The organism is Pseudomonas sp. AL03 (genome assembly GCF_029960815.1).
Classification (GTDB): Bacteria; Pseudomonadota; Gammaproteobacteria; order Pseudomonadales; family Pseudomonadaceae; genus Aquipseudomonas.
The window spans coordinates 86,457-107,833 of sequence record NZ_JASBRE010000004.1 but is presented as its reverse complement, the minus strand read 5'-3'; the positions used below and the strand labels follow the sequence as shown (position 1 = coordinate 107,833).

The window sequence follows — 21,377 nt, the reverse complement described above, 5'->3', positions numbered from 1 at the left end:
AGCCCGGGACGCTCCGCGTCCCATTCGAAAGCTGGAACGCGGAGCGTCCCTTGAGGCATTCCCACGCGGAGCGTGGGAACGATCATCAGCGAGGGTTATTCGATGAAGGTTACAACGCCGCCGGCAAGGGATTGAACCCGTGCCAACGATTCAACACGATAACCCTGAGCATCCAGCTCCGCACGGCCGCCCTGGAAGGATTTCTCAATCACGATACCCAAACCCGCCACGGTCGCGCCGGCCTGTTTGATGATCGAGATCAGCGCTTGCGACGCCTTACCGTTGGCCAAAAAGTCATCGATGATCAGCACGCGATCGCTGCTGGTCAGGTGGCGGGGAGAGATCGCCACGGTGCTTTCGGTCTGCTTGGTGAACGAGTAAACGGTCGCCGACAGCAGGTTTTCGGTCAGGGTCAGGGACTGATGCTTGCGCGCAAAAATCACCGGCACGCCGAGGTTCAGACCGGTCATGATCGCCGGGGCAATGCCCGAGGCTTCGATGGTGACGATCTTGGTGATGCCCGAATCCTTGAACAGCGTGGCGAATTCGTCGCCGATCAGCTTCATCAGGGCCGGGTCGATCTGGTGGTTCAGAAAGGCGTCGACTTTCAGGACCTGGTCGGAAAGCACGATGCCTTCTTCGCGAATTTTCTTGTGCAGTGCTTCCATGAAGCTTTCCTCTACTGGCGCCTTGTGCGCCGAAGGTTCGGTTAAAAAGCAGTCGATTCTAGCGCTTTAACATCGCGCGTATATCCGCCAATGCGGTATTACCGCGAACAGCTTTGACTTCAACCGGTGTGTCGTCGTTGCCTTCCCAGGCCAGGTCGTCCGGCGGCAATTCATCGAGGAAGCGGCTCGGCGCACAATCGATGATCTCGCCATATTGCTTACGCTTGGCAGCAAAGGTGAAGGCCAGTGTCTGACGCGCTCGGGTAATTCCGACGTAGGCCAGCCGGCGTTCTTCTTCGATGGTGTCGGCTTCGATACTGGAGCGGTGCGGGAGGATTTCCTCTTCCATGCCCATGATGAACACGTAAGGAAATTCCAGACCCTTGGAGGCGTGCAGGGTCATCATCTGCACACCTTCGGCGCCGTCCTCCTCTTCCTGCTGACGTTCCAGCATGTCGCGCAGGACGAGTTTGCCGATGGCGTCTTCGACGGTCATCTCGCCTTCTTCGTCTTTTTCGAGGGTATTCTTCAACGCCTCGATCAGGAACCAGACGTTACCCATGCGGTAATCGGCGGCCTTGTCGCTGGAGCTGTTGGTGCGCAGCCAGTTCTCGTAGTCGATGTCCATGACCATGCTGCGCAGCGCCGAAATCGGGTCTTCGCCGGTGCACTGCTCGCGGACCTTGTCCATGAAACGCTTGAAGCGCGACAGGCGATCAGTGAAGCGCGCATCCAGATGTTCGCCCAGACCGATTTCGTCGGTGGCGGCGTACATCGAGATTTTTCGCCCGGTGGCGTAGTTGCCAAGCTTTTCCAGTGTGGTCGAACCGATCTCCCGGCGTGGGACGTTGATCACCCGCAGGAAGGCGTTGTCGTCGTCCGGGTTCACGATCAGGCGGAAGTAGGCCATCAGGTCTTTTACTTCCTGACGTCCGAAAAAGCTGTTGCCACCGGACAGGCGATACGGAATCTGGTGATGTTGCAGCTTCAGCTCGATCAGCTTGGCCTGGTAGTTACCGCGATACAGAATCGCGAAATCGCTGTACGGCCGATCCGTGCGCAAGTGCAGGGTCAGCAGTTCCACGGCCACCCGTTCGGCTTCGGCGTCTTCGTTGCGGCAGCGGATCACGCGGATCTCGTCGCCGTGGCCCATCTCGCTCCACAACTGCTTCTCGAATTCGTGCGGGTTGTTCGAGATCAGCACGTTGGCGCACCGCAGGATGCGACTCGTGGAGCGATAGTTTTGCTCCAGCATCACCACTTTCAGGGACGGGTAATCGTCCTTGAGCAACATCAGGTTTTCCGGCCGCGCGCCGCGCCAGGCATAAATCGACTGGTCGTCGTCACCGACCACGGTGAACTGGTTGCGCGTGCCGATCAGCAACTTCACCAGCAAATATTGGCTGGCGTTGGTGTCCTGATACTCGTCCACCAGCAGGTAGCGGACTTTGTTCTGCCATTTTTCGAGGATGTCGGGGTGTTCCTGGAACAGCTTCACCGGCTGCAGGATCAGGTCGTCGAAGTCCACCGCGTTGAACGCCTTGAGCGTGCGCTGATAGTGGGTGTAGACGATGGCGGCGGTCTGTTCCTTGGGATTGCGCGCGTTTTCCAGGGCTTCGGGCGGCAGGATCAGGTCGTTCTTCCACGAGCCGATCATGTTCTTGATCTCGTCGACGCCGTCGTCGCCCGAGTATTCTTTCTGCATGATGTCGGTCATCAGGGCTTTGACATCGGTTTCGTCGAAGATCGAGAAACCCGGTTTGTAGCCCAGCCGTACATGTTCCTTGCGGATGATGTTCAGGCCCAGGTTGTGGAAAGTGCAGACGGTCAGGCCGCGACCCTCGCCGCCCTTGAGCAGGGTGCCGACCCGCTCCTTCATCTCGCGCGCGGCCTTGTTGGTAAAGGTCATGGCGACGATGTACTGGGCGCGGATGCCGCAGTTCTGGATCAGATGCGCAATTTTGCGGGTGATCACGCTGGTCTTGCCGGAGCCTGCGCCGGCGAGCACCAAAAGAGGGCCGCCGACGTAGCTCACGGCTTCTTGCTGCCGGGGATTGAGTCGGGACATACGAAATCAGGGAGTCGTTTGCGAAATGGGCCGGCATTTTAACAGGCTCAGCGAATTGTGCTGCTCTCTCCGACTTGTGACGCAGCACGCTATCTATATTTGCCGGTTTTGATACTTTCACGCAGGATGCGCGATGAGTTTGCGTCTAATGTTCGTCATTCACGATACAAAGCAACGGTTGATAACCGATGTCATTTGGTCATTGGTTACCGGCGCTGCATAATGCCCGTCGCCTACATCTTTGCAGAGTCTAGGGAGCTAGCTTGTCTACGCCTGTCGAACCCTTGCGTTTGCTGCTACTGGCGGAAGAGCCAGCGTGGGCAGCGTTGTTGCGCGAGTGCCTGGCTCCGATGGGGAACTCGGCCGTGCTGATCAGCGCGCCGAGCTGGGAGTCGGTCAGCAGTCTATTTGATGACAACCGCAGCGCGGTGTTATTGACGATCCCGGCTCTCCAGCCTTTGCCCGGCCGTTGCAGCCTGCCGACGGTGTTGCTGCTCGAGCATGAGCCGCTGTCGCCGCCCGATGGTGTCAGTGACTGGCTGGTGCGCGATCTGCTCGATCCCGGCATGTTGCGCCGTTGCCTGCGCCATGTGCGTGAGCGCGGCGTGCTGGAAAACACACTGCAACGCCTGGCCGCGCAAGACCCGCTGACCGGCATCGCCAACCGTCAGGGTTTCCAGACCTTGCTGGCGGCACGCCTGGCGGAAAACGACGGCCGCGGCCTGGCCCTTGGTCACCTCGACCTCGATAACTTCCGTCACGCCAACGACGCCCTCGGCCATCAGGCCGGTGACCGGCTGATTCTGCAAGTGGTCGCGCGGCTGAAAAGCCAGCTTGAGGCCGGCGATCAACTGGCGCGGTTGGGCAGCGATGAATTTGCCCTGCTGATCGACACCCGCCGCGCGCCTCAGCGCGCCGAATGGATGGCCGAACGCATTACCGAAGCGCTGGCCGAACCTTACTGGGTCGACGGCGAAAGCCTGTTGATCGGCTCAAGCCTCGGTATTGCCCACGCCCGGGCCCAGGCCGGCGCCGACCCGCTGATGTGGCACGCGCACATCGCCATGCAACAAGCCAAAAGCACTCAGGGCTGCACCTTTCACATTTTCAACGAACGCATCAATCGCAATGCCCGCAGCATGGCCGACCTCGAAAGCGAGCTGCGCCGGGCGTTGCGTCGGGATGAACTGGAGCTGCATTACCAGCCACGCCTAAACCTTGAGGACGGGCAGATCGTCGGCCTCGAAGCTTTGGTGCGCTGGCGTCATGGCGAGCGAGGCTTGCTGCCACCCAGCGAATTCGTGCCGCTGGCCGAGCATAGCGGCTTGATCGTGCCGCTCGGTTACTGGGTGATTTCCCGCGCCTTGCGCGACATGCAGGCGTTGCGCGAACGGGGTTTGCCGGCGTTGCACATGGCGATCAACCTCTCGTTCCGGCAGTTTCAGGACAGCCAGTTACTGTCGACGCTGAGTCGGTTGATTGCCGAGCGCGGCGTCGAGGCGCAATGGCTGGAATTCGAACTGACCGAAACCGCCGTCATGCGTCGCAGCGATCTGGTGAAGCAGACCATGGATGCCCTCGGGCGACTGGGCGTACGCTTCTCGCTGGATGACTTCGGTACCGGTTTCTCTTCGTTTGTGCACCTCAACAGCTTGCCCATTACCTTGCTGAAGATCGACAAGAGCTTTGTCGGCGGCATGGAACAGCGCGAAGAGAATCGCAAACTGGTCCACGCGATGATCAATCTGGCGCACAACCTCAACCTTGAAGTGGTTGCCGAGGGCGTAGAAACGCCGGAGCAACTGGAACTTTTGCGCGGGTTTGGTTGCGACCAGGTGCAGGGATATCTGATCAGCAAGCCATTGCCGCTGACGGAGCTGGTTGAGTATTTGAGCTTCGGCAGCAATCAGCAGCCCGCATTGGAAGTCGTGAGCTAACCACAGACCCTGTAGGAGCGAGGCTTGCCCGCGAAGGCGGTCTGACATTCAACACATGTGGTATCAGATATGGCCTCTTCGCGGGCAAGCCTCGCTCCTACAAGGGATCTCAGTCAGGCTGGGCGATTTGGAAGCTTGCCCCTGACGACGGCTCCCGCCGAATCATCCGCGTCATCTTCCACTCAAACGCCAACGTCAGGCTCACCGCCGCGCACGCCAACCCCAGCGCCAATCCCCACCAGACACCCGTTGGCCCCCAATCCAAATGGAAGGCCATCCACCAGGCGGCTGGCGCGCCAATCAGCCAATAGCAGCCCAAACCCACCAGAAACGTCGTCTTGGCATCCTTGAGCCCGCGAATGCAGCCCATGGCGATGGTTTGCGTGCCGTCGAACAGCTCGAACCACGCGGCCACCGCCAACAGACTCACGGCCAGGTTGATGACTTCGCGAAACGCCGGGTCATTGTGGTCCAGGAACAAACCGATCAGCTGATTCGGCAGCAACCAGAAGACCATGGCGAAGCCCAGCATCGCCGCCGCGCCAAAGGCAATCCCGACCCGTCCGGCCAGCCGTGCATCCAGCAGTTGCCCAGCGCCGTAGTGCTGACCGATACGCATGGTGATCGCATAGGAAAGCCCCGCCGGAACCATGAACGCCACCGAGACGATTTGCAGGGCGATCTGGTGTGCGCCCAGTTGCGTACTGCCCATGGTGCCCATGCACAGCGCCGCAAAGGCAAACAGCCCGACTTCCACTGCATAGGTACCGCCGATGGGCAGGCCCAGGCGCCACAGTTCTTTAAGGTACTGACGGTTGGGCCGCGACAGGCCCTGACGCAAGGGATAAGCGTCGTAGGCCGGATGCCGACGGATGTGCAGCGCCAGTGCCACGGCCATCAGGTTGGCGACGATCGCGGTGACCAGGCCAATCCCCACCAGGCCCATTTTTGGCAAGCCGAACATCCCGGTGATGAACGCGTAGTTGAGGACGAAGTTGGCCACGGTGCCACCCAGGCTGATCACCATCACCGGCGTCGCCCGGCCGATGGCGCTGGTGAAGCCGCGCAGGGCCATGAAGCTCAGGTAGCCGGGCAGGGCGAACGGCAGGATCAGCAGGAACTGTCCTGCCGCATGGACGTTGGTTTCGGTCTGGCCGAACAGCAGCAAGACCGGTTTCAGGTTCCACAGCAGCAGCCCGGCCACCAGCGCCATCAACCACGCCAGCCATAACCCGGCCTGAGTCAGCCTGGCGGCGCCGACGATGTCGCCGGCACCCTGACGGATTGCCACGAGGGTGCCGACCGCGGCGATCACGCCAATACAGAAAATCGACACGAACGAGTAAGTCGCCGCACCCAGGCCACCCCCGGCCAACGCTTCGGGACTCAGGCGCGCCATCATCAAGGTGTCGGTGAGGACCATCAGCATGTGCGCCAACTGCGAGGCAATCAACGGCCCCGCCAGCCGCAGGATGGCCCAGAGTTCGGTACGTGCTGGATGCTGCATGGTCGTCACGCTCCGCTCTTAAAGAGAAAAGGAAAGCCAAAGAGGACAGGAAGGCGTCGATTCTCGGCGCTCTACGGGGTTTGCACAAAGGGATAAAAAGGATGGGTGGCATGATTCAAACTCATGCTGGAGAGTTTCTGCTAGGGTGACCGAATCCCGCTATAGGAGGTTTCCGAATGTCCCGTCGTCTTCCTCCCTTGTATGCCCTGCGCGCATTCGAAGCGGCGGCTCGGCACAGCTCGTTTACCCGTGCAGCCGAAGAATTATCGATCACTCAAAGTGCGGTCAGCCGACATATTCGTACGCTCGAAGACCATTTTGCCTGTCGGCTGTTTCACCGCAGCGGGCGCAATCTGCAATTGACCGAATCGGCGCGGCTGATCCTGCCGGGCATTCGTGAAGGCTTCACCGCGCTGGAGCGGGCCTGCAGTACCTTGCGCGCCGAGGATGACATTCTGCGCATGAAAGCGCCGTCGACCCTGACCATGCGTTGGCTGCTGGCACGGCTCAGCCGCTTTCGGCACCTACAACCAGGCAATGAGGTGCAATTGACCAGCGCCTGGATGGACGTCGACTCGGTGGACTTCAACCATGAACCGTTCGACTGCGCCGTCATCCTCAGCAACGGGCATTTTCAGCCGGACTGGGAGGCGAGTTTCCTGTTCCCGGAAGAGCTGATTCCAGTCGGCGCGCCGAATCTTCTGCAGGATCAGCCGTGGGATGTCGCGCGACTGGCCAATGCCGAACTGCTGCACCCGACGCCGGATCGTCGTGACTGGCGCAGCTGGCTGGAACGCATGGGGCTGGCGGACCAGGTGTCACTCAAGGGCGGGCAGGTGTTCGACACGCTGGAGCTGGGCATGATCGCCGCCGCCCGAGGCTACGGCGTGTCCATGGGCGATCTGCTGATGGTGGCGGAGGATGTGGCGCAGGGACGTCTGAGTCTGCCGTGGCCGACGGCCGTCGCCAGCGGTGAGAATTATTACCTCGTCTGGCCGAAAACACGCCCCGGAGGTGAACGTTTGCGCAGGCTCAGCGATTTCCTCCAAGGCGAAGTTCGCGCCATGGAGTTACCGGACGTCGAGCACTTGAGCTGAATCGATAGAGCCGCCGCAATGGCGGCCTTGAGCCATATCCCGGTTAATTACTCAAGTATTCAGGTTTGCCGCCGAAAGTCTGCAGGTGGAACCTTCGTGCAGGTTCGACGTAATTCCCATTAGAAATTTTGCTGAGTGTGCGTCGTGATCAGGATGATCCGGTCACTCGGCCAGGAGCTGTCATGTCCCAACCTCGTGCCCGGATCGCCTCACAGCTTGGTCTTGCGCTTGCCGTGATACTGGCGATTGTCATCAGCGGCAGTACCGTGTTCGCCCTGCGTTCGCTGGACACCGCCAATCTCGCCACCCGCGAAGAGCACCTGGCCAGTGAAGCCCGGTTGCTGGCCGATCAGTTGAGTACCTTTCACGGCACGTTGCGTGAAAGTACCCAGCGCCTGGCCGGTTTGTTCGAGAAGCGCTTCAGCGCGGGGCTGAGCGTGCATCCGGACGAACCGGTGACCGTGGCGGGCACCCAGACCCCGGGCCTGCACCTGGGCAGCGAAGTGTTGAACAACAACTTCAAGGAAGTGGACGAGTTCAAGCAAATGACGGCGGGCGTTGCGACGGTGTTCGTGCGCAGCGGCGAAGACTTTATTCGGGTCAGCACCTCACTTAGCAAACAGGACGGCAACCGGGCCATCGGCACGCTGCTCGATCACGCTAACCCGGCCTATGCCCGTTTGATGGCGGGGCAGAGCTATGTCGGTCGTGCCTTGCTGTTCGAGCGCTCCTACATGACTCAGTACACCCCCGTACGCGACAGCAGCGGTAAGGTGATCGCCGTCCTGTTCGTAGGATTCGACTACACCGACGCGCAGAACGCGCAGTTCGCCAACCTCAAGCGCTTCCGTATCGGCCAGACCGGTTCCCTGGCGCTGCTGGATGAACAGAACAAATGGCTGGTGCCGATAGCGGGTGTACAAGCGCTGGATCAGGCGACTCCGAGCATCGTTGGGTTGGCGAAGACGCCGGGCAAGGGCGAGTTCTGGAGCGACAAGTTCGAAGATTTCTACAGCATTGCCGTACCGTTTGAAGGCGGCCCATGGTCGGTGGTGGCGAGTATGCCGAAAACCGAAATCCGTGCCGTGACCTGGAGTGTCGGTATTCAATTGGCGATTGGCAGTCTGCTGGCGATGTTGATCGCTGTGGGCTCGGCAGTCTGGCTGTTGCGCAGCAAACTCGCGCCGCTGGGTGATTTGGTGCGTCAGGCTGAAGCCTTGGGTGCCGGTGATTTGAGCGTGCGGCTGAACGTGTCGAGCAACGACGAGATCGGTCAGCTGGCCCGCGCTTTCAACCAGATGAGCCAAGCTTTGTCGACCATGGTCGAGCACATCCGCAAAGCTTCGCAAGAGGTCAACAGCCGTGCCCAGGCCTTGTCCGGTCTGTCCGGCGGTGCCTATGAAGGGATGGAGCAGCAGTCGGGCGAAATCACCAGCATGGCTGGCGCCGTGGAAGAATTCAGCGCCACCTCCCTGAACATTGCCGACAACATGGGCAGCACCCAGCGTCTGGCTCAGGAAAACGCACAGCAAACCCAGATCGGTCGTACGTCGATGGACGAAGCGTCCTCGTCTCTTGAGCAAATCGCCGGCGCGCTTCAAAGCACGGCGACGGTGATCAATACCTTGGGTCAGCGCTCCCAGGAAATCGGTGGCATTGTCGGTGTGATTACTTCGATTGCCGATCAAACCAACCTCCTGGCGCTCAACGCCGCCATCGAAGCCGCTCGTGCCGGCGAGCAGGGTCGTGGTTTTGCGGTGGTGGCCGATGAAGTTCGCAACCTGGCTTCACGCACTCGCAAAGCGACTGACGAAATTTCCGGCATGATCCAAAGCATTCAGCAGGAAACTGGCAATGCCATCAGCACTATGGAGCAGGGCAACGTGTTGATGCAGGAAGGCCTGTCGCGCAACGCCAACGTCGCTTCGGCGCTGGCGCGGATTGATGAGCAAAGCCGTTCTGCCGGGCAGCAATTCGCGGCGATTACCACGGCGACGCAGGAGCAGAGCAGCACCGCGACATTGCTCAGCAGCAATCTGCAGAGCATTGCGCTGGCCAACAGCGAGCAGCGTGAAGTGGTATCGAATCTGGCCGTCACGGCTAAAGAGCTGGAAAGCCTGGCTGCGGAGTTGCGAGCGGAGGTCGACCGGTTTCGTTGAGGCGTCTTCGAAGCCGCCTTCGCGGGCAAGCCACGCTCCCACAGAGATTGGTTGACCACCATTCTTGAGGCGGCGATCCTGCTCGCGAAGGGGGGCGACTCGTTTACTCACTTACTGAGTCGATGGTCGATACTGCAACGCTTCGGCGAGGTGTTCCCGGGTAATGGCATCGACTTGCTCAAGGTCGGCCAGCGTCCGCGCTACCTTCAGCAGCCGATGCGCCGACCTCAGCGACAGTGTCAGTCGCTCACACGCAGTTTCCAGCCAGGTTTCGTCGGCGGTGGATAACTTGCAGTGCCGGCGCAGTCCCGGCAGATCAAGGAAGGCATTTGCGCAGCCTTGGCGCTTGTGTTGGCGCTCCCTGGCGTCGGCGACCAGCAGCGCGGCGGTTGCCGTGTCATCTCCGGGTTTGAGCGCAGGATTCAACGCTGTGGCCTCCCGAGCGACGGTCAGGTGCAGGTCGATCCGATCCAGCAGCGGCCCAGACAATTTGTTGCGATAACGCTGGACCATATCCGGTGTACAACTGCATTTGCCGCTGGGTTCGCCAAGATATCCACAGGGACACGGGTTCATCGCGGCCACCAATTGAAAGCGCGCCGGAAACCTCACGCGATCCTTGGCGCGGGAAATCACGATGTGGCCGGACTCCAGCGGCTCCCTTAAAACCTCCAACACCTTGCGATCGAATTCCGGAAGTTCGTCGAGGAACAGCACGCCATGATGGGCGAGGGTGATTTCGCCGGGTTGCGGCTTCGAACCGCCGCCCACCAACGCCGGGCCGGAGGCCGAGTGATGGGGTTGGCGGAATGGTCTTTGCGGCCAGTGGCTCAAGGGCACGCAACTGGTGACGGATTGAATGGCAGCGACTTCCAGCGCCTCGTTTTCGGCTAACGGGGGAAGCAGCCCCGGTAACCGACTCGCCAACAGTGTTTTCCCGGTCCCCGGCGGTCCGCTAAACAGCAGGTTATGAGCTCCAGCCGCCGCAATCAGCAATGCGCGCTTGGCCGAGATTTGCCCCTGCACTTCATTCAAGTCCGGATAGGGTTTACTTGCATAGAGCAACCCGTTGGAAACGTAGGGCTCGACTGGCGTATGTCCATTGAAGTGCGCAACGGCTTCCAGCAGGTGATCCACGGCAAACACCTTCAACCCCGACGCCAGGCACGCCTCTTCGGCGTTCGCCCGCGGCACCATCAGCGAGCGTCCGGCCTTGCGTGCGGCCAGCGCAGCCGGCAACACGCCTCTCACGGCACGTACCGCGCCTGACAACGCCAACTCTCCCAGGCATTCAATGTCATCCAGCGTCAACGTTGGCACCTGCACACTGGCGGACAGAATCCCCAAGGCAATCGCCAGATCAAACCGTCCGCCATCCTTCGGTAAGTCCGCAGGCGCGAGATTCAGCGTGATGCGCCGCGCTGGAAATTGCAGGCCTGAATTGATGATCGCGCTACGTACCCGGTCCTTGCTTTCCTTTACTGCCGCTTCGGGTAAACCAACCATCGTCAATGACGGCAAACCGTTGGCCAGATGGACTTCTACGGTAACGGCGGGCGCATCCACGCCAATCTGGGCGCGGCTGTGAACGATGGAGAGTGACATAGTCGTTCCTTGAGCTTTACGGGAACCGCTTCCTGCGGTTTTTTGAAGGGTAGTCGGGGGCGCGTAATGGCGCAGGCGCCAAATTTTCGCAGGATGTTGCGAGTGTCTTTCTGATGGGTGAAGCGTAAGGGAGTGGGGATTTGCGACGTAATCAGTCGCGGGATGAGGTTGTTGTAGGACGTTGCCTGGATCTATGAAGGACGGTGGCGAAAGCTGAATCGAAGGCGAAAAAAAACCGCCTTGAGGAAGCGGTTTTTTGTGTGCAGATTTCGGGGAGGCCAAGGCCTGCGTCCTTAGTGAATACACTCATGGTGCTGAGGTTGTTCACCTTTTGTTGTCGAATCAGGCGTAGCGGGTGCTCTGTAACCGGCGAGCCAGCCGCTTGGCTCCAATTCTTTACCGCGAGCCGCAGCAACCTCAAAAAAGCGACGTTGAGTGGCTGATACGTTCCCGGCCAGCCGGAGTGCCTCCGCATGATATCCAGCGATGAGTAGCAGTTTGGCTTTTCGTTTTCCGGGTTTCATAGCGATCTCTTTTGGATTGAAGATGGTTTTACAGGTCGGTCAGCTTAAGAGGTGAGCGCGGTAGTGATGCAATGAGAATTGGTGCTCCTTTTTGTAGGAAGCGTCTTGGTTTGGAAGGAGTTCTGAAGGCCCTTGGTAGTCCTTTTCCTAAAGCTTTGAAGGGGTGGCCAAGAGTCGCATTGGCGCATTTGCATAAGTGAATTCAGGTTATACACTCAAGATTAATGCATAACGTTAAGCTTTAAATTATGATCGTTAGCTTTAAGTGTTCTGAGACCGAGTACCTGTTTCGCAATGGTAAGACCCGTATGTGGTCAGCCATTCTGAGTGTCGTGGAACGAAAGCTGACGATGCTTGATGCTGCTGCCGTACTGATTGACCTTCGATCACCGCCGGGTAATCGCTTGGAGGCATTGGGGGGAAACCGAAAAGGTCAGCACAGCATCCGTATCAACGCTCAATGGCGAATTTGCTTTGTTTGGGGTCTTAACGGGCCAGAGAATGTCGAAATCGTCGATTATCACTGAGGTGAGTAATGACTAAGAATGGTATGCGCCCGGTTCACCCCGGCGAGATCCTCAAAGAGGAATACCTGGAGCCTCTGAGCCTTACGGCGGCAGCCTTGGCTAGAGCATTGAGCGTTTCGACACCAACGGTGAACGACATCGTGCTCCAGCGTCGGGGTGTCAGCGCTGATATGGCTCTAAGGCTATCTATCTGTCTGGACACGACCCCGGAATTTTGGCTGAACCTGCAATCGACTTACGATTTGCGCAAAGCCGAGATTGAGCGAGGGGCAGCGATCCGGGATCAGGTTGAGCGGCTTCCGCACTGCGCCTGATCCTCAATTCCTGAACGAACCCCACGCTATAACGTGGGGTTTTTTTTGTCGTTCAGAATGCCTGGAGTATTCGGGAAGCACGCTTCCACCACGGTGCATTGGCCGCAGGCTGCGGCCGTTCACTATCCGCCAGCATGTGCGGAACATCCTGCAAGCGAATCCACGGTTGGTTATTCCAGTGCAGCAAACTCAGCGACATCTCTGGCCAGTTCAACAGGCTCAGGATCGGGCGTTCGGTTGACGTTGGCTGTTGGGCATCTCTGAGGGCTGGCACTACGTCGTGGGTCAGCCATTCGCGCAGGCCTCGGTGTTCGGGGCAGTAGTGGTAGACCAGTAATGCATAGACGCCGGATTCGCTGATCAGCAGTGTGTCTTCTACCGTGCCGTGGATGAGCATTCGCACAGATTGGCGCTGGTCGGAATCGAGTTTGCGTAGTGCTCGTTCGTCGAGGAATAGTCTGAGCAATCGGCCGAGGTCGCGTGCGCTGAACCAGGCCTGGTTTTCCAGGAGGAGGGCGTGGAGGTGGAGTTTGTGGCGGGTGAAGGTGTGTGGGATCAGATAGTTGTCGTCCATAGAGCATCACTCAAACTCGCATGAAGGAAACTGCCGCTGATCGTCGCCAAACGAAAAGGGTGGCAGCTGTGCGCGGGTTGGCGAACCGGTGCATGCGAAAAACCGGCAGACCCGAAGGTCTCCCACGCCCAGCCGCCATAATTCGAGAGGGGAATAATGCCCAGAGTCGAACGTGGTTGCGGTGCGTCACATGCTATCCGGGTCGCCAAACCCAGTGCTGAACATTCAGCATTGGGTGAGCTTAGGAACCGGGGCTTTGTGGCGCAATCGGACGACGGTGTGATCTTTGTAGGACGTTGCCGAGATAGTGGCGGGGCGGAAGATCAAAAGATCGCAGCCTTCGGCAGCTCCTACAGGAGTGGTCGGTCCAGTGTGGGATGGCTGGAAGACTGAGGCGACCCTTATCGCGAGCAAGCTCGCTCCCACAGTTGATCGGAGGTGTTATTCGGTCGGCGGATTGAGCTTCACCTCAAGCTCCGCCACTTTCGCCTCAAGACTTTCCAACCGTGCCCGCGTCCGTGCCAGCACGACCATCTGGCTATCGAATTCTTCCCGGCTCACCAGATCCAGCTTGCTGAAGCCGCTCTGCAACAGGGCCTTGAACTGGCTTTCGATTTCGCTTTTCGGCAGTGGGGTGTCGCCGCTGAAGAGGCGGGAGGCGGTGCCGCTCAGGGCATCGAGGAAGTCTTTGGGTGCGAGCATGGGAAATGTCCTGTCAACAATGGCGGGCAGTGTATCACGCACTGTCTATAGTCAATCTCGCAGTCAGGGCTGCACGCTTTTCGCGCATGCGGACGGACGGCAATGCACTGTTGTTGTGCGTATCAGTCGGGTCATTGCAGCGAAGTAGCTTGCGGCAGCGGCCAAACGCTTGAAATCAGTGGGTTTTGGCGAGATGGCAAGCTTTCTGCTTAGTCCGTAGTAACCCATGCACTGATGCAGTCGCTGTGACGAATGCAGTGCGCCAAGCGGAACGGGGGAAGTGTTTCGTGCGGAGTGGTTAGCAGGCGTCGGACGGGCAGGTAAGGCCGACGATGCGTTACAAAGCCAGGCACTGCGCTTAGACTTGAGTCGGGTTTGTTTTCCTGGGGCAAGTCCACCAATTCGGGAGAGAGTTTTCATGAAGCTAGTCACTGCCATCATCAAGCCGTTCAAACTGGACGACGTACGCGAGTCGCTGTCCGAGATCGGCGTGCAGGGCATTACCGTTACTGAAGTCAAAGGCTTCGGTCGGCAGAAGGGTCACACCGAGCTGTACCGCGGCGCGGAATACGTGGTCGATTTCCTGCCAAAGGTGAAGATCGATGTCGCCATTGACGACAAGGATCTTGACCGGGTTATCGAGGCGATAACCAAGGCTGCCAACACCGGCAAGATCGGGGACGGCAAGATCTTCGTGGTCAATCTGGAACAGGCGATTCGCATCCGTACCGGCGAAACCGATACCGACGCAATCTAAGCCGCCACAAACCCAACGCCCCAGGAGAAAACAATATGACTCTGCGTAAATTCGCAGGGCTAGGAGCCCTGTTGTCCCTCGTAATGCCCAGCCTGGCTATGGCGGCAGACGAAGTGGCAGCCCCAGTCCTCAACTCCGGCGACACTGCCTGGATGATGACCTCGACAGCCCTCGTGCTGTTCATGACCATTCCCGGCCTCGCGCTGTTCTACGGCGGCATGGTTCGCTCCAAAAACATTCTTTCCGTGATGATGCAGTGCTTCGCCATTACCGGTCTGATCAGCATTCTGTGGGTCATTTATGGCTACAGCATCGCGTTCGACACCACCGGCATGGAACAGGGCGTCGTCAACTTCAACTCATTCTTCGGCGGCATGGGCAAGGCGTTTCTCGCCGGTGTCACGCCATCGAGCCTGACCGGTCCCGCGGCGCTGTTCCCCGAGGCGGTCTTCATTACCTTCCAGATGACGTTCGCCATCATCACCCCAGCGTTGATCGTCGGTGCTTTCGCCGAGCGGATGAAGTTCTCCGCCATGCTGATCTTCATGGGCATTTGGTTCACCCTGGTTTATGCACCAATCGCGCACATGGTCTGGTCCGGTAACGGCGGCCTGATGTGGGACTGGGGCGTGCTGGACTTCGCCGGCGGCACCGTGGTGCACATCAACGCCGGTGTAGCCGGTCTGATTGCCTGCCTGGTACTGGGCAAACGCAAAGGCTTCCCGACCACTCCGATGGCGCCGCACAACCTCGGTTACACCCTGATGGGTGCTGCAATGTTGTGGGTTGGTTGGTTCGGCTTCAACGCCGGTTCCGCTGCTGCGGCCAACGGCACTGCCGGTATGGCGATGCTGGTGACCCAGATCGCAACCGCCGCCGCTGCATTGGGCTGGATGTTCGCCGAGTGGATCACTCACGGCAAACCAAGTGCTCTGGGTATCGCTTCGGGTGTTGTGGCCGGTCTGGTTGCAATCACACCAGCCGCTGGCACCGTAGGCCCGATGGGTGCTCTGGTCATCGGCCTGGCAGCCGGCGTGGTGTGCTTCTTCTGCGCCACCACCCTGAAACGCAAACTCGGTTATGACGACTCCCTGGACGCCTTCGGTGTGCACGGCATCGGCGGTATCCTCGGCGCGATCCTGACCGGTGTCTTCGCTGCACCATCGCTGGGCGGCTTCGGCACGGTCACCGACATCGCCGCACAAGTCTGGATTCAGTGCAAAGGCGTGGGCTTCACGGTGATCTACACCGCGATCGTCACCTTCGTCATCCTCAAGGTCCTGGACGCCGTCATGGGGCTGCGTATCACGGAAGAAGAAGAGGCGGTCGGCATCGATTTGGCGCTTCACAACGAACGCGGCTACAACTTGTAAGTACGCGCACAAAAAACTTGCCCGGCTTGCCGGGCATTTTTTTGTCTGGAGTTTGTCAGTGAAGGAACTGCTGAAAGGTTTTTTCGTACACGTTTAGTGGCGTTTACGACGAGCGTTTTTCTGCGGCCAATGGCTTACATGATTGAAGGAATATTAGGGCCTTTGTTTTTTCCCAGAGCGCGCTAGAATGCGCCCCGAACGTGCGGAGAACTGTATGTGGCAACAGACTCTGATTACCCTGCGGGCGAGGCCCCGGGGCTTTCATCTGGTAACGGACGAATTACTCGCTGGCCTGCCTGAACTCAAGGCATGTCGGGTCGGTCTGTTGCATTTGTGGCTGCAGCATACCTCGGCGTCGTTGACCATCAACGAGAACGCCGATCCGGCGGTACGTCGCGACTTCGAACGATTTTTCAATCGTCTGATCCCACAAGGAACAGACGGCTATGAGCATAACGACGAAGGCCTGGACGACCTCCCGGCGCACTTCAAGGCCAGTGTACTTGGCTGTCAGCTCAGTTTGCCGATTTCGGCAGGCCGACTGGCGCTGGGAACCTGGCAAGGCGTTTATCTGGGCGAGCACCGTGATTATGGCGGTGCCCGTAAAGTCCTCGCCACCGTCTACGGTGAAGGGGCATAAACCGTGGTTACCAGCGGTTGTAGAATTTTTTCCGGCGGCCTTCGACAGATGGCGAAGCTGGGCTATAACTAATCTGCTTTTCGCAAGTCATGAGGTAGAACATGAGCGACGATGATCTGGAAAACGACGACCTCGAAGTAGGCGACGACGAAACCGAAGAAGGTCTGGAAACTGCAGCGGAAGACGTTGCTGACGACGATGGCGGTGAAGCGCCCGTTCCGACCGCCAAAGGCAAAGCCAAGGCAGCGGTATCGGTTGATGAACTGCCGAGCGTTGAAGCCAAGAACAAAGAGCGTGACGCTCTGGCACGCGCCATGGAGGAGTTTCTCTCCAAAGGCGGTAAGGTGCAGGAAGTGGAGGCCAATGTGGTCGCCGATCCTCCCAAGAAGCCTGACAACAAGTACGGCAGTCGGCCTATCTAAGCGCCAGCAGCTTGCTTGCTGAAAAAGCCCGCCGTCGCTGCGGGCTTTTTCATGGGTGAAATAAAATTCTTGAGCTCAGGCCGAAGCCGCATTCCAGCGAGCCAACAACGCCGGCAACTCGGTCAAACTGCGAATCTCGGCATCCGGCGCCTTCTGCGCTTCCCACACCTTGCCCGCCGGGTTAAACCAGATCGCCCGCAACCCCGCCTGCTGGGCGCCGGCAATGTCGTCACCCGGATGATCGCCGATATGCACGGCCGTTTCAGCCGTCGCACCACCCCGTTGCAACGCCTCATGAAACAGTCGCGCATCCGGCTTGCCGATGCCGATGTCTTCGGCGCACAAGGCAAACTTGAAGTAGTCCGCCAGCCCTAACCGGCGCACATCGGCGTTGCCGTTGGTGACCACGCCGAGAGCGTAGTGATTGGCCAGAGTCTCCAGGGTCGGTTGCACCTCCGGGAATATTTCCAGCTGATGCCGGGCATGCAGAAACACCTCAAAACTCTGATCGGCCAGGCCTGAGGCCTGACCCGGGTCGTAACCGGCCTCTTCCAGCGCGTGGAACAAGACTCGGCGACGCAGGGCGCTGATGCGGTGCTTGAGGCTTGGTTCGCTGCTGAGGATCCGCTCGCGAATCGCCCACAAATGCTCCACCGGCACGGCGCCCAGATTCGGTGCATGCTCGGTCAGCCATTCACGCAATACGGCTTCGGCGCTGACGATCACCGGGGCGGTGTCCCACAGGGTGTCGTCGAGGTCGAAGGTGATCAATTGGATTCTCATGAATCATCGCCTTTGATGCGTTTGGCCCTTGGATGGGCGCTGTCGTAAACCGTCGCCAGGTGCTGGAAGTCCAGGTGGGTGTAGATCTGGGTGGTTTTGATGTCCGAGTGGCCGAGCAATTCCTGAACCGCCCGCAAGTCCTGGGAGGACTCCAGCAAATGGCTGGCGAAGGAGTGCCGCAGCATGTGCGGATGCAGGTTCTGTCCCAGTTCGCGCTCGCCAGCCGCTTTAACCCGCACCTGAATCGCCCTAGGGCCGAGGCGCCGGCCTTGCTGGCTGACAAACACCGCGTCGTCCGCCGGGTTGCTCATGGCCCGTAGCGGCAGCCACAACTCCAGCGCTTCGCGTGCTTTCTTGCCGACCGGCAGCAGTCGGGTCTTGCTGCCCTTGCCGAGCACTTGAACCATGCCATCGGCCAGGTCCAGCTGATCCAGATTGAGCCCGGTCAGTTCCGAAAGGCGCAAACCTGAGGAATAGAACAGCTCCAGAATCGCCTGATCCCGACGCGCCAGGAAATCATCTTCCACCGCGCCCTCAAGCAGTTGCAGCGCGCGGTCGGTGTCGAGGGTTTTTGGCAGCCGACGTTCGCCCTTCGGCGGCGCCAGGCCGTTGGCCGGGTCGTGATCGCAAAGGCCTTCGCGGTTGAGGTAGTGATAGAGCCCACGCACTGCCGACAGTAAACGCGCCAAGCTGCGGGACGATTGACCCTGTGAATGCAGGCGTGCGACCAGGCTGCGCAGGCGCTGGATGTCCAGGGCGGCCCAACTGCTGATGTTCTGTTTGACGCACCAGCCCAGCACTTTGTCGAGGTCGCGGCGGTAGGCGTACAGCGTATGGGGCGACACCTGTCGCTCACTGCGCAGGTGTTCGCAGTAAGCGTCCAGTTGCCGTTCCATGGTCAGCGTACCGAGCGCAGGGAGCTGTTGACCCGCGGCAGCACGCGGCCCATCACTTCGGCGATGTAGCTGAGAAATAGCGTGCCCACCGAGCTCTTGTAGTGCTGCGGGTCGCGGCTGGCGATGGCCAGGACGCCGTGGATGCCCTGGTAGCTGATGGCGACGACGGCGGTGGAACCAATCTGCTTGCGCTGTTCTTCGCCAAACAGGAAGTCCAGTTCATGTTCACGCAGGCTGCCGCTGACGCTTTTGTCTTCGGAGAGCAAGCCGCCGATGGCCGTTTGCGCGTCGGCATGGGTCACCCAGCGGCCCACCGGCATGGGATTGTCACCCAGCAGAATCAGGCTGACAAAGGGCACCTGGAAGTCCTGGCGCAGACTGTCTTCGACGCTGATCACCACATCTTCCAGGCTGGTGGCGTCCATCAGCGCGAGAATCAGGCGGCGGGTCTTGTCGAAGAGGCGGTCGTTGTCGCGGGCCACGTCCATCAAATGCGAGAGGCGATGACGCAACTCGATATTGCGGTCGCGCAGGATGGTCATCTGGCGTTCGACCAGCGAAATGGTGTCGCCGCGCTGGTGCGGAATGCGCAAGGTTGCGAGCAGTTCTTCATGCTCGACGAAGAAATCCGGATGAGCCTCCAGGTACGCGGCAATCGCCGCCGCCTCAAGGCTTTCGGAAGAGGATTCGTCGGGCTGTAGGGCGGGAACCTGGGGCTTATCGGTCATGGATTTAACTCACTCAAAGACGCACCTGTCCTTCATATACGCGCACTGCCGGGCCGGTCATCATGACCGGTTGGCCAGGGCCTGCCCATTCAATGGACAAACGCCCGCCGGGCAGGTCGATCAATAGCGGCGAATCCATCCACCCCTGGCTGATCGCGGCCACTGCGGCAGCGCAAGCGCCGGTTCCGCACGCCTGGGTTTCCCCGGCCCCGCGTTCCCAAACGCGCAGCTGCGCACGGTTCCGGTCGATGACCTGAAGAAAACCGACATTGACCCGCGCCGGGAAGCGCGGATGATTTTCGATTTTCGGCCCCAGTTCATGCACCGGCGCGTTGTTGATATCGCTGACCCGTAGCACGGCATGGGGGTTGCCCATGGACACGGCGGCCAGTTCGACCGCAGTGCCGTCGACGTCAACCTGATAACTCAGGGCCTGTTCCGGCGCGTCGAACGGAATGTCGGCCGGTACCAGGCGCGGTGCGCCCATGTTGACACCGATCTGCCCGTCGCTGCGGATATCCAGTTCGATGATGCCACTTTTGGTCTCGACGCGGATCAGCCGTTTCGCGGTCAGGCGCTTGTCGAGCACGAAGCGCGCGAAGCAGCGTGCACCGTTGCCGCACTGTTCCACTTCGGAGCCGTCGGCGTTGAAGATCCGATAGCGGAAATCCACGTCCGGGTTGCTGGGCGCTTCGACGATCAGCAACTGGTCGAAACCGATACCCGTATGCCGATCGCCCCAAAGCTTTGCGTGTTTGGGCAGGATGTGCGCGTGCTGGCTGACCAGGTCGAGGACCATGAAATCATTGCCCAGGCCGTGCATCTTGGTAAAACGCAGCAGCATGGTTTTACTCCGGCAGCAGGCTTTCGCCAGCAAACAACTCGGCTACCGTCTCACGGCGACGCACTTCAAATGCCTGATCACCGTCCACCAACACTTCAGCGGCACGACCGCGGGTGTTGTAGTTGGAACTCATGACAAACCCGTAGGCACCGGCCGAATGCACGGCCAGCAGATCGCCTTCTTCCAGGGCCAGCTGACGGTCCTTGGCCAGGAAGTCGCCGGTCTCGCAGATCGGCCCGACGATGTCGTAGGCACGGGCAGCGGTATTGCGCGGGCGCACGGCGGTGACGTCCATCCAGGCCTGGTACAGCGCCGGGCGGATCAGGTCGTTCATGGCCGCGTCGACGATGGCAAAGTCTTTGTGTTCGGTGTGCTTGAGGTACTCGACCTGGGTCAGCAACACGCCGGCGTTGGCGACGATAAAGCGGCCCGGCTCGAACACCAGCGCCAGGTCACGGCCGTCGAGACGCTCGCGCACGGCTTTGATGTAGTCGGCAGCCAATGGCGGCTCTTCATCGCGATAACGCACACCCAGGCCACCACCGAGATCGATATGGCGCAGGTAAATGCCGCAATCGCCGAGACGGTCGACCAGGCCCAGCAGGCGGTCGAGGGCATCGATGAATGGCGCCAGGGTGGTCAGTTGCGAACCGATGTGGCAATCGACGCCAACCACTTCCAGGTTAGGCAACTGGGCGGCACGGATGTACACGTCTTCGGCGTCGGCGATGGCGATGCCGAACTTGTTCTCTTTAAGACCGGTGGAAATGTACGGGTGGGTGCCGGCATCGACATCCGGGTTCACGCGCAGCGAGATCGGTGCGCGAACGCCCAGCTCGGCGGCGACGACTTGCAAACGTTCCAGCTCATCGGTGGATTCGACGTTGAAGCAGTGCACGCCGACTTCCAGGGCACGACGCATGTCGTCACGGGTCTTGCCGACACCGGAGAACACGATCTTGTCGGCGCTGCCACCAGCGGCCAGTACGCGTTCCAGCTCACCACGGGAGACGATGTCAAAACCGGCGCCCAGACGCGCCAGGACGTTCAGTACACCCAGGTTGGAGTTGGCCTTGACCGCAAAGCAGACCAGGTGCGGCATGCCGGCCAGTGCATCGGCAAAAGCCAGGTACTGGGCTTCGATGTGGGCGCGGGAGTAGACGTAGGTCGGTGTGCCAAAGCGTTGAGCGATGGCGGACAGGGCAACACGTTCCGCGAACAGCTCCCCGCCACGGTAGTTAAAAGCGTCCAT

20 protein-coding genes are annotated in these 21,377 nt (G+C 59.7%); 9 read left to right on the top strand and 11 right to left on the bottom strand.

Annotation, left to right across the window (positions count from 1 at the left end):
• Positions 1-95 precede the first annotated feature (95 nt).
• Entirely contained in the window at positions 96-668 is a 573-nt protein-coding gene (locus QK293_RS06015) for a xanthine phosphoribosyltransferase (RefSeq protein ID WP_020799401.1), read from the bottom strand.
• 58 nt (positions 669-726) lie between these two features.
• Complete coding sequence (gene rep / locus QK293_RS06010) at positions 727-2,736, bottom strand: DNA helicase Rep (RefSeq protein WP_282376194.1); 2,010 nt, start codon at positions 2,734-2,736, stop codon at positions 727-729.
• Positions 2,737-2,999: 263 nt separating this feature from the next.
• Between rep and QK293_RS06005 the strand changes: the two genes are divergently transcribed.
• Complete coding sequence (locus tag QK293_RS06005) at positions 3,000-4,673, top strand: bifunctional diguanylate cyclase/phosphodiesterase (RefSeq protein WP_282376193.1); 1,674 nt, start codon at positions 3,000-3,002, stop codon at positions 4,671-4,673.
• Positions 4,674-4,782: 109 nt separating this feature from the next.
• Here the strand turns inward: QK293_RS06005 and QK293_RS06000 are convergent, their stop codons facing one another.
• A complete protein-coding gene (locus QK293_RS06000; protein WP_282376192.1) occupies positions 4,783-6,180 on the bottom strand; it encodes a NorM family multidrug efflux MATE transporter in 1,398 nt (465 codons plus the stop codon).
• Between the two features lie 176 nt (positions 6,181-6,356).
• Between QK293_RS06000 and QK293_RS05995 the strand changes: the two genes are divergently transcribed.
• A complete protein-coding gene (locus tag QK293_RS05995; RefSeq protein WP_282376191.1) occupies positions 6,357-7,277 on the top strand; it encodes a LysR substrate-binding domain-containing protein in 921 nt (306 codons plus the stop codon).
• Positions 7,278-7,459: 182 nt separating this feature from the next.
• The gene (locus QK293_RS05990) at positions 7,460-9,436 is read left to right on the top strand and encodes a methyl-accepting chemotaxis protein (protein ID WP_282376190.1); all 1,977 of its coding nucleotides are present in this window, start codon (positions 7,460-7,462) and stop codon (positions 9,434-9,436) included.
• A 111-nt stretch (positions 9,437-9,547) separates the two neighbouring features.
• Here the strand turns inward: QK293_RS05990 and QK293_RS05985 are convergent, their stop codons facing one another.
• Entirely contained in the window at positions 9,548-11,041 is a 1,494-nt protein-coding gene (locus QK293_RS05985) for a YifB family Mg chelatase-like AAA ATPase (RefSeq protein WP_282376189.1), read from the bottom strand.
• 772 nt (positions 11,042-11,813) lie between these two features.
• Between QK293_RS05985 and QK293_RS05980 the strand changes: the two genes are divergently transcribed.
• Both QK293_RS05980 and QK293_RS05975 read left to right on the top strand, forming a co-directional pair.
• A complete protein-coding gene (locus QK293_RS05980) occupies positions 11,814-12,092 on the top strand; it encodes a type II toxin-antitoxin system RelE/ParE family toxin (RefSeq protein ID WP_150631401.1) in 279 nt (92 codons plus the stop codon).
• 8 nt (positions 12,093-12,100) lie between these two features.
• The gene (locus QK293_RS05975; protein ID WP_030129123.1) at positions 12,101-12,406 is read left to right on the top strand and encodes a HigA family addiction module antitoxin; all 306 of its coding nucleotides are present in this window, start codon (positions 12,101-12,103) and stop codon (positions 12,404-12,406) included.
• A gap of 52 nt (positions 12,407-12,458) precedes the next feature.
• On the opposite strand, the gene QK293_RS05970 is transcribed toward QK293_RS05975, so the two are convergent.
• Complete coding sequence (locus QK293_RS05970; RefSeq protein WP_282376186.1) at positions 12,459-12,980, bottom strand: Bro-N domain-containing protein; 522 nt, start codon at positions 12,978-12,980, stop codon at positions 12,459-12,461.
• Between the two features lie 441 nt (positions 12,981-13,421).
• Entirely contained in the window at positions 13,422-13,682 is a 261-nt protein-coding gene (locus tag QK293_RS05965; RefSeq protein ID WP_282376185.1) for an accessory factor UbiK family protein, read from the bottom strand.
• 418 nt (positions 13,683-14,100) lie between these two features.
• Here QK293_RS05965 and glnK point away from each other — a divergent pair, with 418 nt between their 5' ends.
• The 4 genes from glnK to sutA all read left to right on the top strand — a co-directional run bounded on the left by glnK (position 14,101) and on the right by sutA (position 16,874).
• Positions 14,101-14,439, top strand: coding sequence for a P-II family nitrogen regulator (gene glnK, locus QK293_RS05960; RefSeq protein WP_002555808.1), 339 nt, complete (start codon positions 14,101-14,103; stop codon positions 14,437-14,439).
• Positions 14,440-14,474: 35 nt separating this feature from the next.
• Entirely contained in the window at positions 14,475-15,812 is a 1,338-nt protein-coding gene (locus QK293_RS05955; protein ID WP_282376184.1) for an ammonium transporter, read from the top strand.
• Between the two features lie 214 nt (positions 15,813-16,026).
• Complete coding sequence (locus QK293_RS05950) at positions 16,027-16,452, top strand: secondary thiamine-phosphate synthase enzyme YjbQ (RefSeq protein ID WP_282376183.1); 426 nt, start codon at positions 16,027-16,029, stop codon at positions 16,450-16,452.
• Between the two features lie 101 nt (positions 16,453-16,553).
• The gene (sutA, locus tag QK293_RS05945; RefSeq protein WP_282376182.1) at positions 16,554-16,874 is read left to right on the top strand and encodes a transcriptional regulator SutA; all 321 of its coding nucleotides are present in this window, start codon (positions 16,554-16,556) and stop codon (positions 16,872-16,874) included.
• Between the two features lie 75 nt (positions 16,875-16,949).
• Here sutA and QK293_RS05940 read toward each other — a convergent pair whose 3' ends face one another.
• Genes QK293_RS05940 through lysA form a run of 5 tightly spaced genes read right to left on the bottom strand, consistent with a single transcriptional unit; the run spans position 16,950 to position 21,377 of the window.
• Complete coding sequence (locus QK293_RS05940; protein ID WP_282376180.1) at positions 16,950-17,657, bottom strand: HAD family hydrolase; 708 nt, start codon at positions 17,655-17,657, stop codon at positions 16,950-16,952.
• Positions 17,654-18,553 carry a tyrosine recombinase XerC gene (gene xerC / locus QK293_RS05935; RefSeq protein WP_282376178.1) on the bottom strand — a complete coding sequence of 300 codons (900 nt, stop codon included), beginning with the start codon at positions 18,551-18,553 and terminating at the stop codon, positions 17,654-17,656. Before xerC ends, QK293_RS05940 begins: the two co-directional genes overlap by 4 nt.
• Before the next feature lie 2 nt (positions 18,554-18,555).
• Complete coding sequence (locus QK293_RS05930) at positions 18,556-19,281, bottom strand: DUF484 family protein (protein WP_282376177.1); 726 nt, start codon at positions 19,279-19,281, stop codon at positions 18,556-18,558.
• A gap of 13 nt (positions 19,282-19,294) precedes the next feature.
• On the bottom strand, positions 19,295-20,125 hold the full coding sequence (gene dapF, locus QK293_RS05925) for a diaminopimelate epimerase (protein WP_282376176.1): 831 nt from the start codon (positions 20,123-20,125) through the stop codon (positions 19,295-19,297).
• A gap of 4 nt (positions 20,126-20,129) precedes the next feature.
• Positions 20,130-21,377, bottom strand: a complete 1,248-nt coding sequence (lysA, locus tag QK293_RS05920; RefSeq protein WP_282376175.1) for a diaminopimelate decarboxylase — start codon at positions 21,375-21,377, stop codon at positions 20,130-20,132.

Bases quoted from the DNA above. Each gene is read 5' to 3' on its own strand.
- QK293_RS06015 (WP_020799401.1), bottom strand. From the start codon at position 668: ATGGAAGCACTGCACAAGAAAATTCGCGAAGAAGGCATCGTGCTTTCC.
- rep (WP_282376194.1), bottom strand. From the start codon at position 2,736: ATGTCCCGACTCAATCCCCGGCAGCAAGAAGCCGTGAGCTACGTCGGC.
- QK293_RS06000 (WP_282376192.1), bottom strand. From the start codon at position 6,180: ATGCAGCATCCAGCACGTACCGAACTCTGGGCCATCCTGCGGCTGGCG.
- QK293_RS05995 (WP_282376191.1), top strand. From the start codon at position 6,357: ATGTCCCGTCGTCTTCCTCCCTTGTATGCCCTGCGCGCATTCGAAGCG.
- QK293_RS05990 (WP_282376190.1), top strand. From the start codon at position 7,460: ATGTCCCAACCTCGTGCCCGGATCGCCTCACAGCTTGGTCTTGCGCTT.
- QK293_RS05985 (WP_282376189.1), bottom strand. From the start codon at position 11,041: ATGTCACTCTCCATCGTTCACAGCCGCGCCCAGATTGGCGTGGATGCG.
- QK293_RS05980 (WP_150631401.1), top strand. From the start codon at position 11,814: ATGATCGTTAGCTTTAAGTGTTCTGAGACCGAGTACCTGTTTCGCAAT.
- QK293_RS05975 (WP_030129123.1), top strand. From the start codon at position 12,101: ATGACTAAGAATGGTATGCGCCCGGTTCACCCCGGCGAGATCCTCAAA.
- QK293_RS05970 (WP_282376186.1), bottom strand. From the start codon at position 12,980: ATGGACGACAACTATCTGATCCCACACACCTTCACCCGCCACAAACTC.
- QK293_RS05965 (WP_282376185.1), bottom strand. From the start codon at position 13,682: ATGCTCGCACCCAAAGACTTCCTCGATGCCCTGAGCGGCACCGCCTCC.
- glnK (WP_002555808.1), top strand. From the start codon at position 14,101: ATGAAGCTAGTCACTGCCATCATCAAGCCGTTCAAACTGGACGACGTA.
- QK293_RS05955 (WP_282376184.1), top strand. From the start codon at position 14,475: ATGACTCTGCGTAAATTCGCAGGGCTAGGAGCCCTGTTGTCCCTCGTA.
- QK293_RS05950 (WP_282376183.1), top strand. From the start codon at position 16,027: ATGTGGCAACAGACTCTGATTACCCTGCGGGCGAGGCCCCGGGGCTTT.
- sutA (WP_282376182.1), top strand. From the start codon at position 16,554: ATGAGCGACGATGATCTGGAAAACGACGACCTCGAAGTAGGCGACGAC.
- QK293_RS05940 (WP_282376180.1), bottom strand. From the start codon at position 17,657: ATGAGAATCCAATTGATCACCTTCGACCTCGACGACACCCTGTGGGAC.
- xerC (WP_282376178.1), bottom strand. From the start codon at position 18,553: ATGGAACGGCAACTGGACGCTTACTGCGAACACCTGCGCAGTGAGCGA.
- QK293_RS05930 (WP_282376177.1), bottom strand. From the start codon at position 19,281: ATGACCGATAAGCCCCAGGTTCCCGCCCTACAGCCCGACGAATCCTCT.
- dapF (WP_282376176.1), bottom strand. From the start codon at position 20,125: ATGCTGCTGCGTTTTACCAAGATGCACGGCCTGGGCAATGATTTCATG.
- lysA (WP_282376175.1), bottom strand. From the start codon at position 21,377: ATGGACGCTTTTAACTACCGTGGCGGGGAGCTGTTCGCGGAACGTGTT.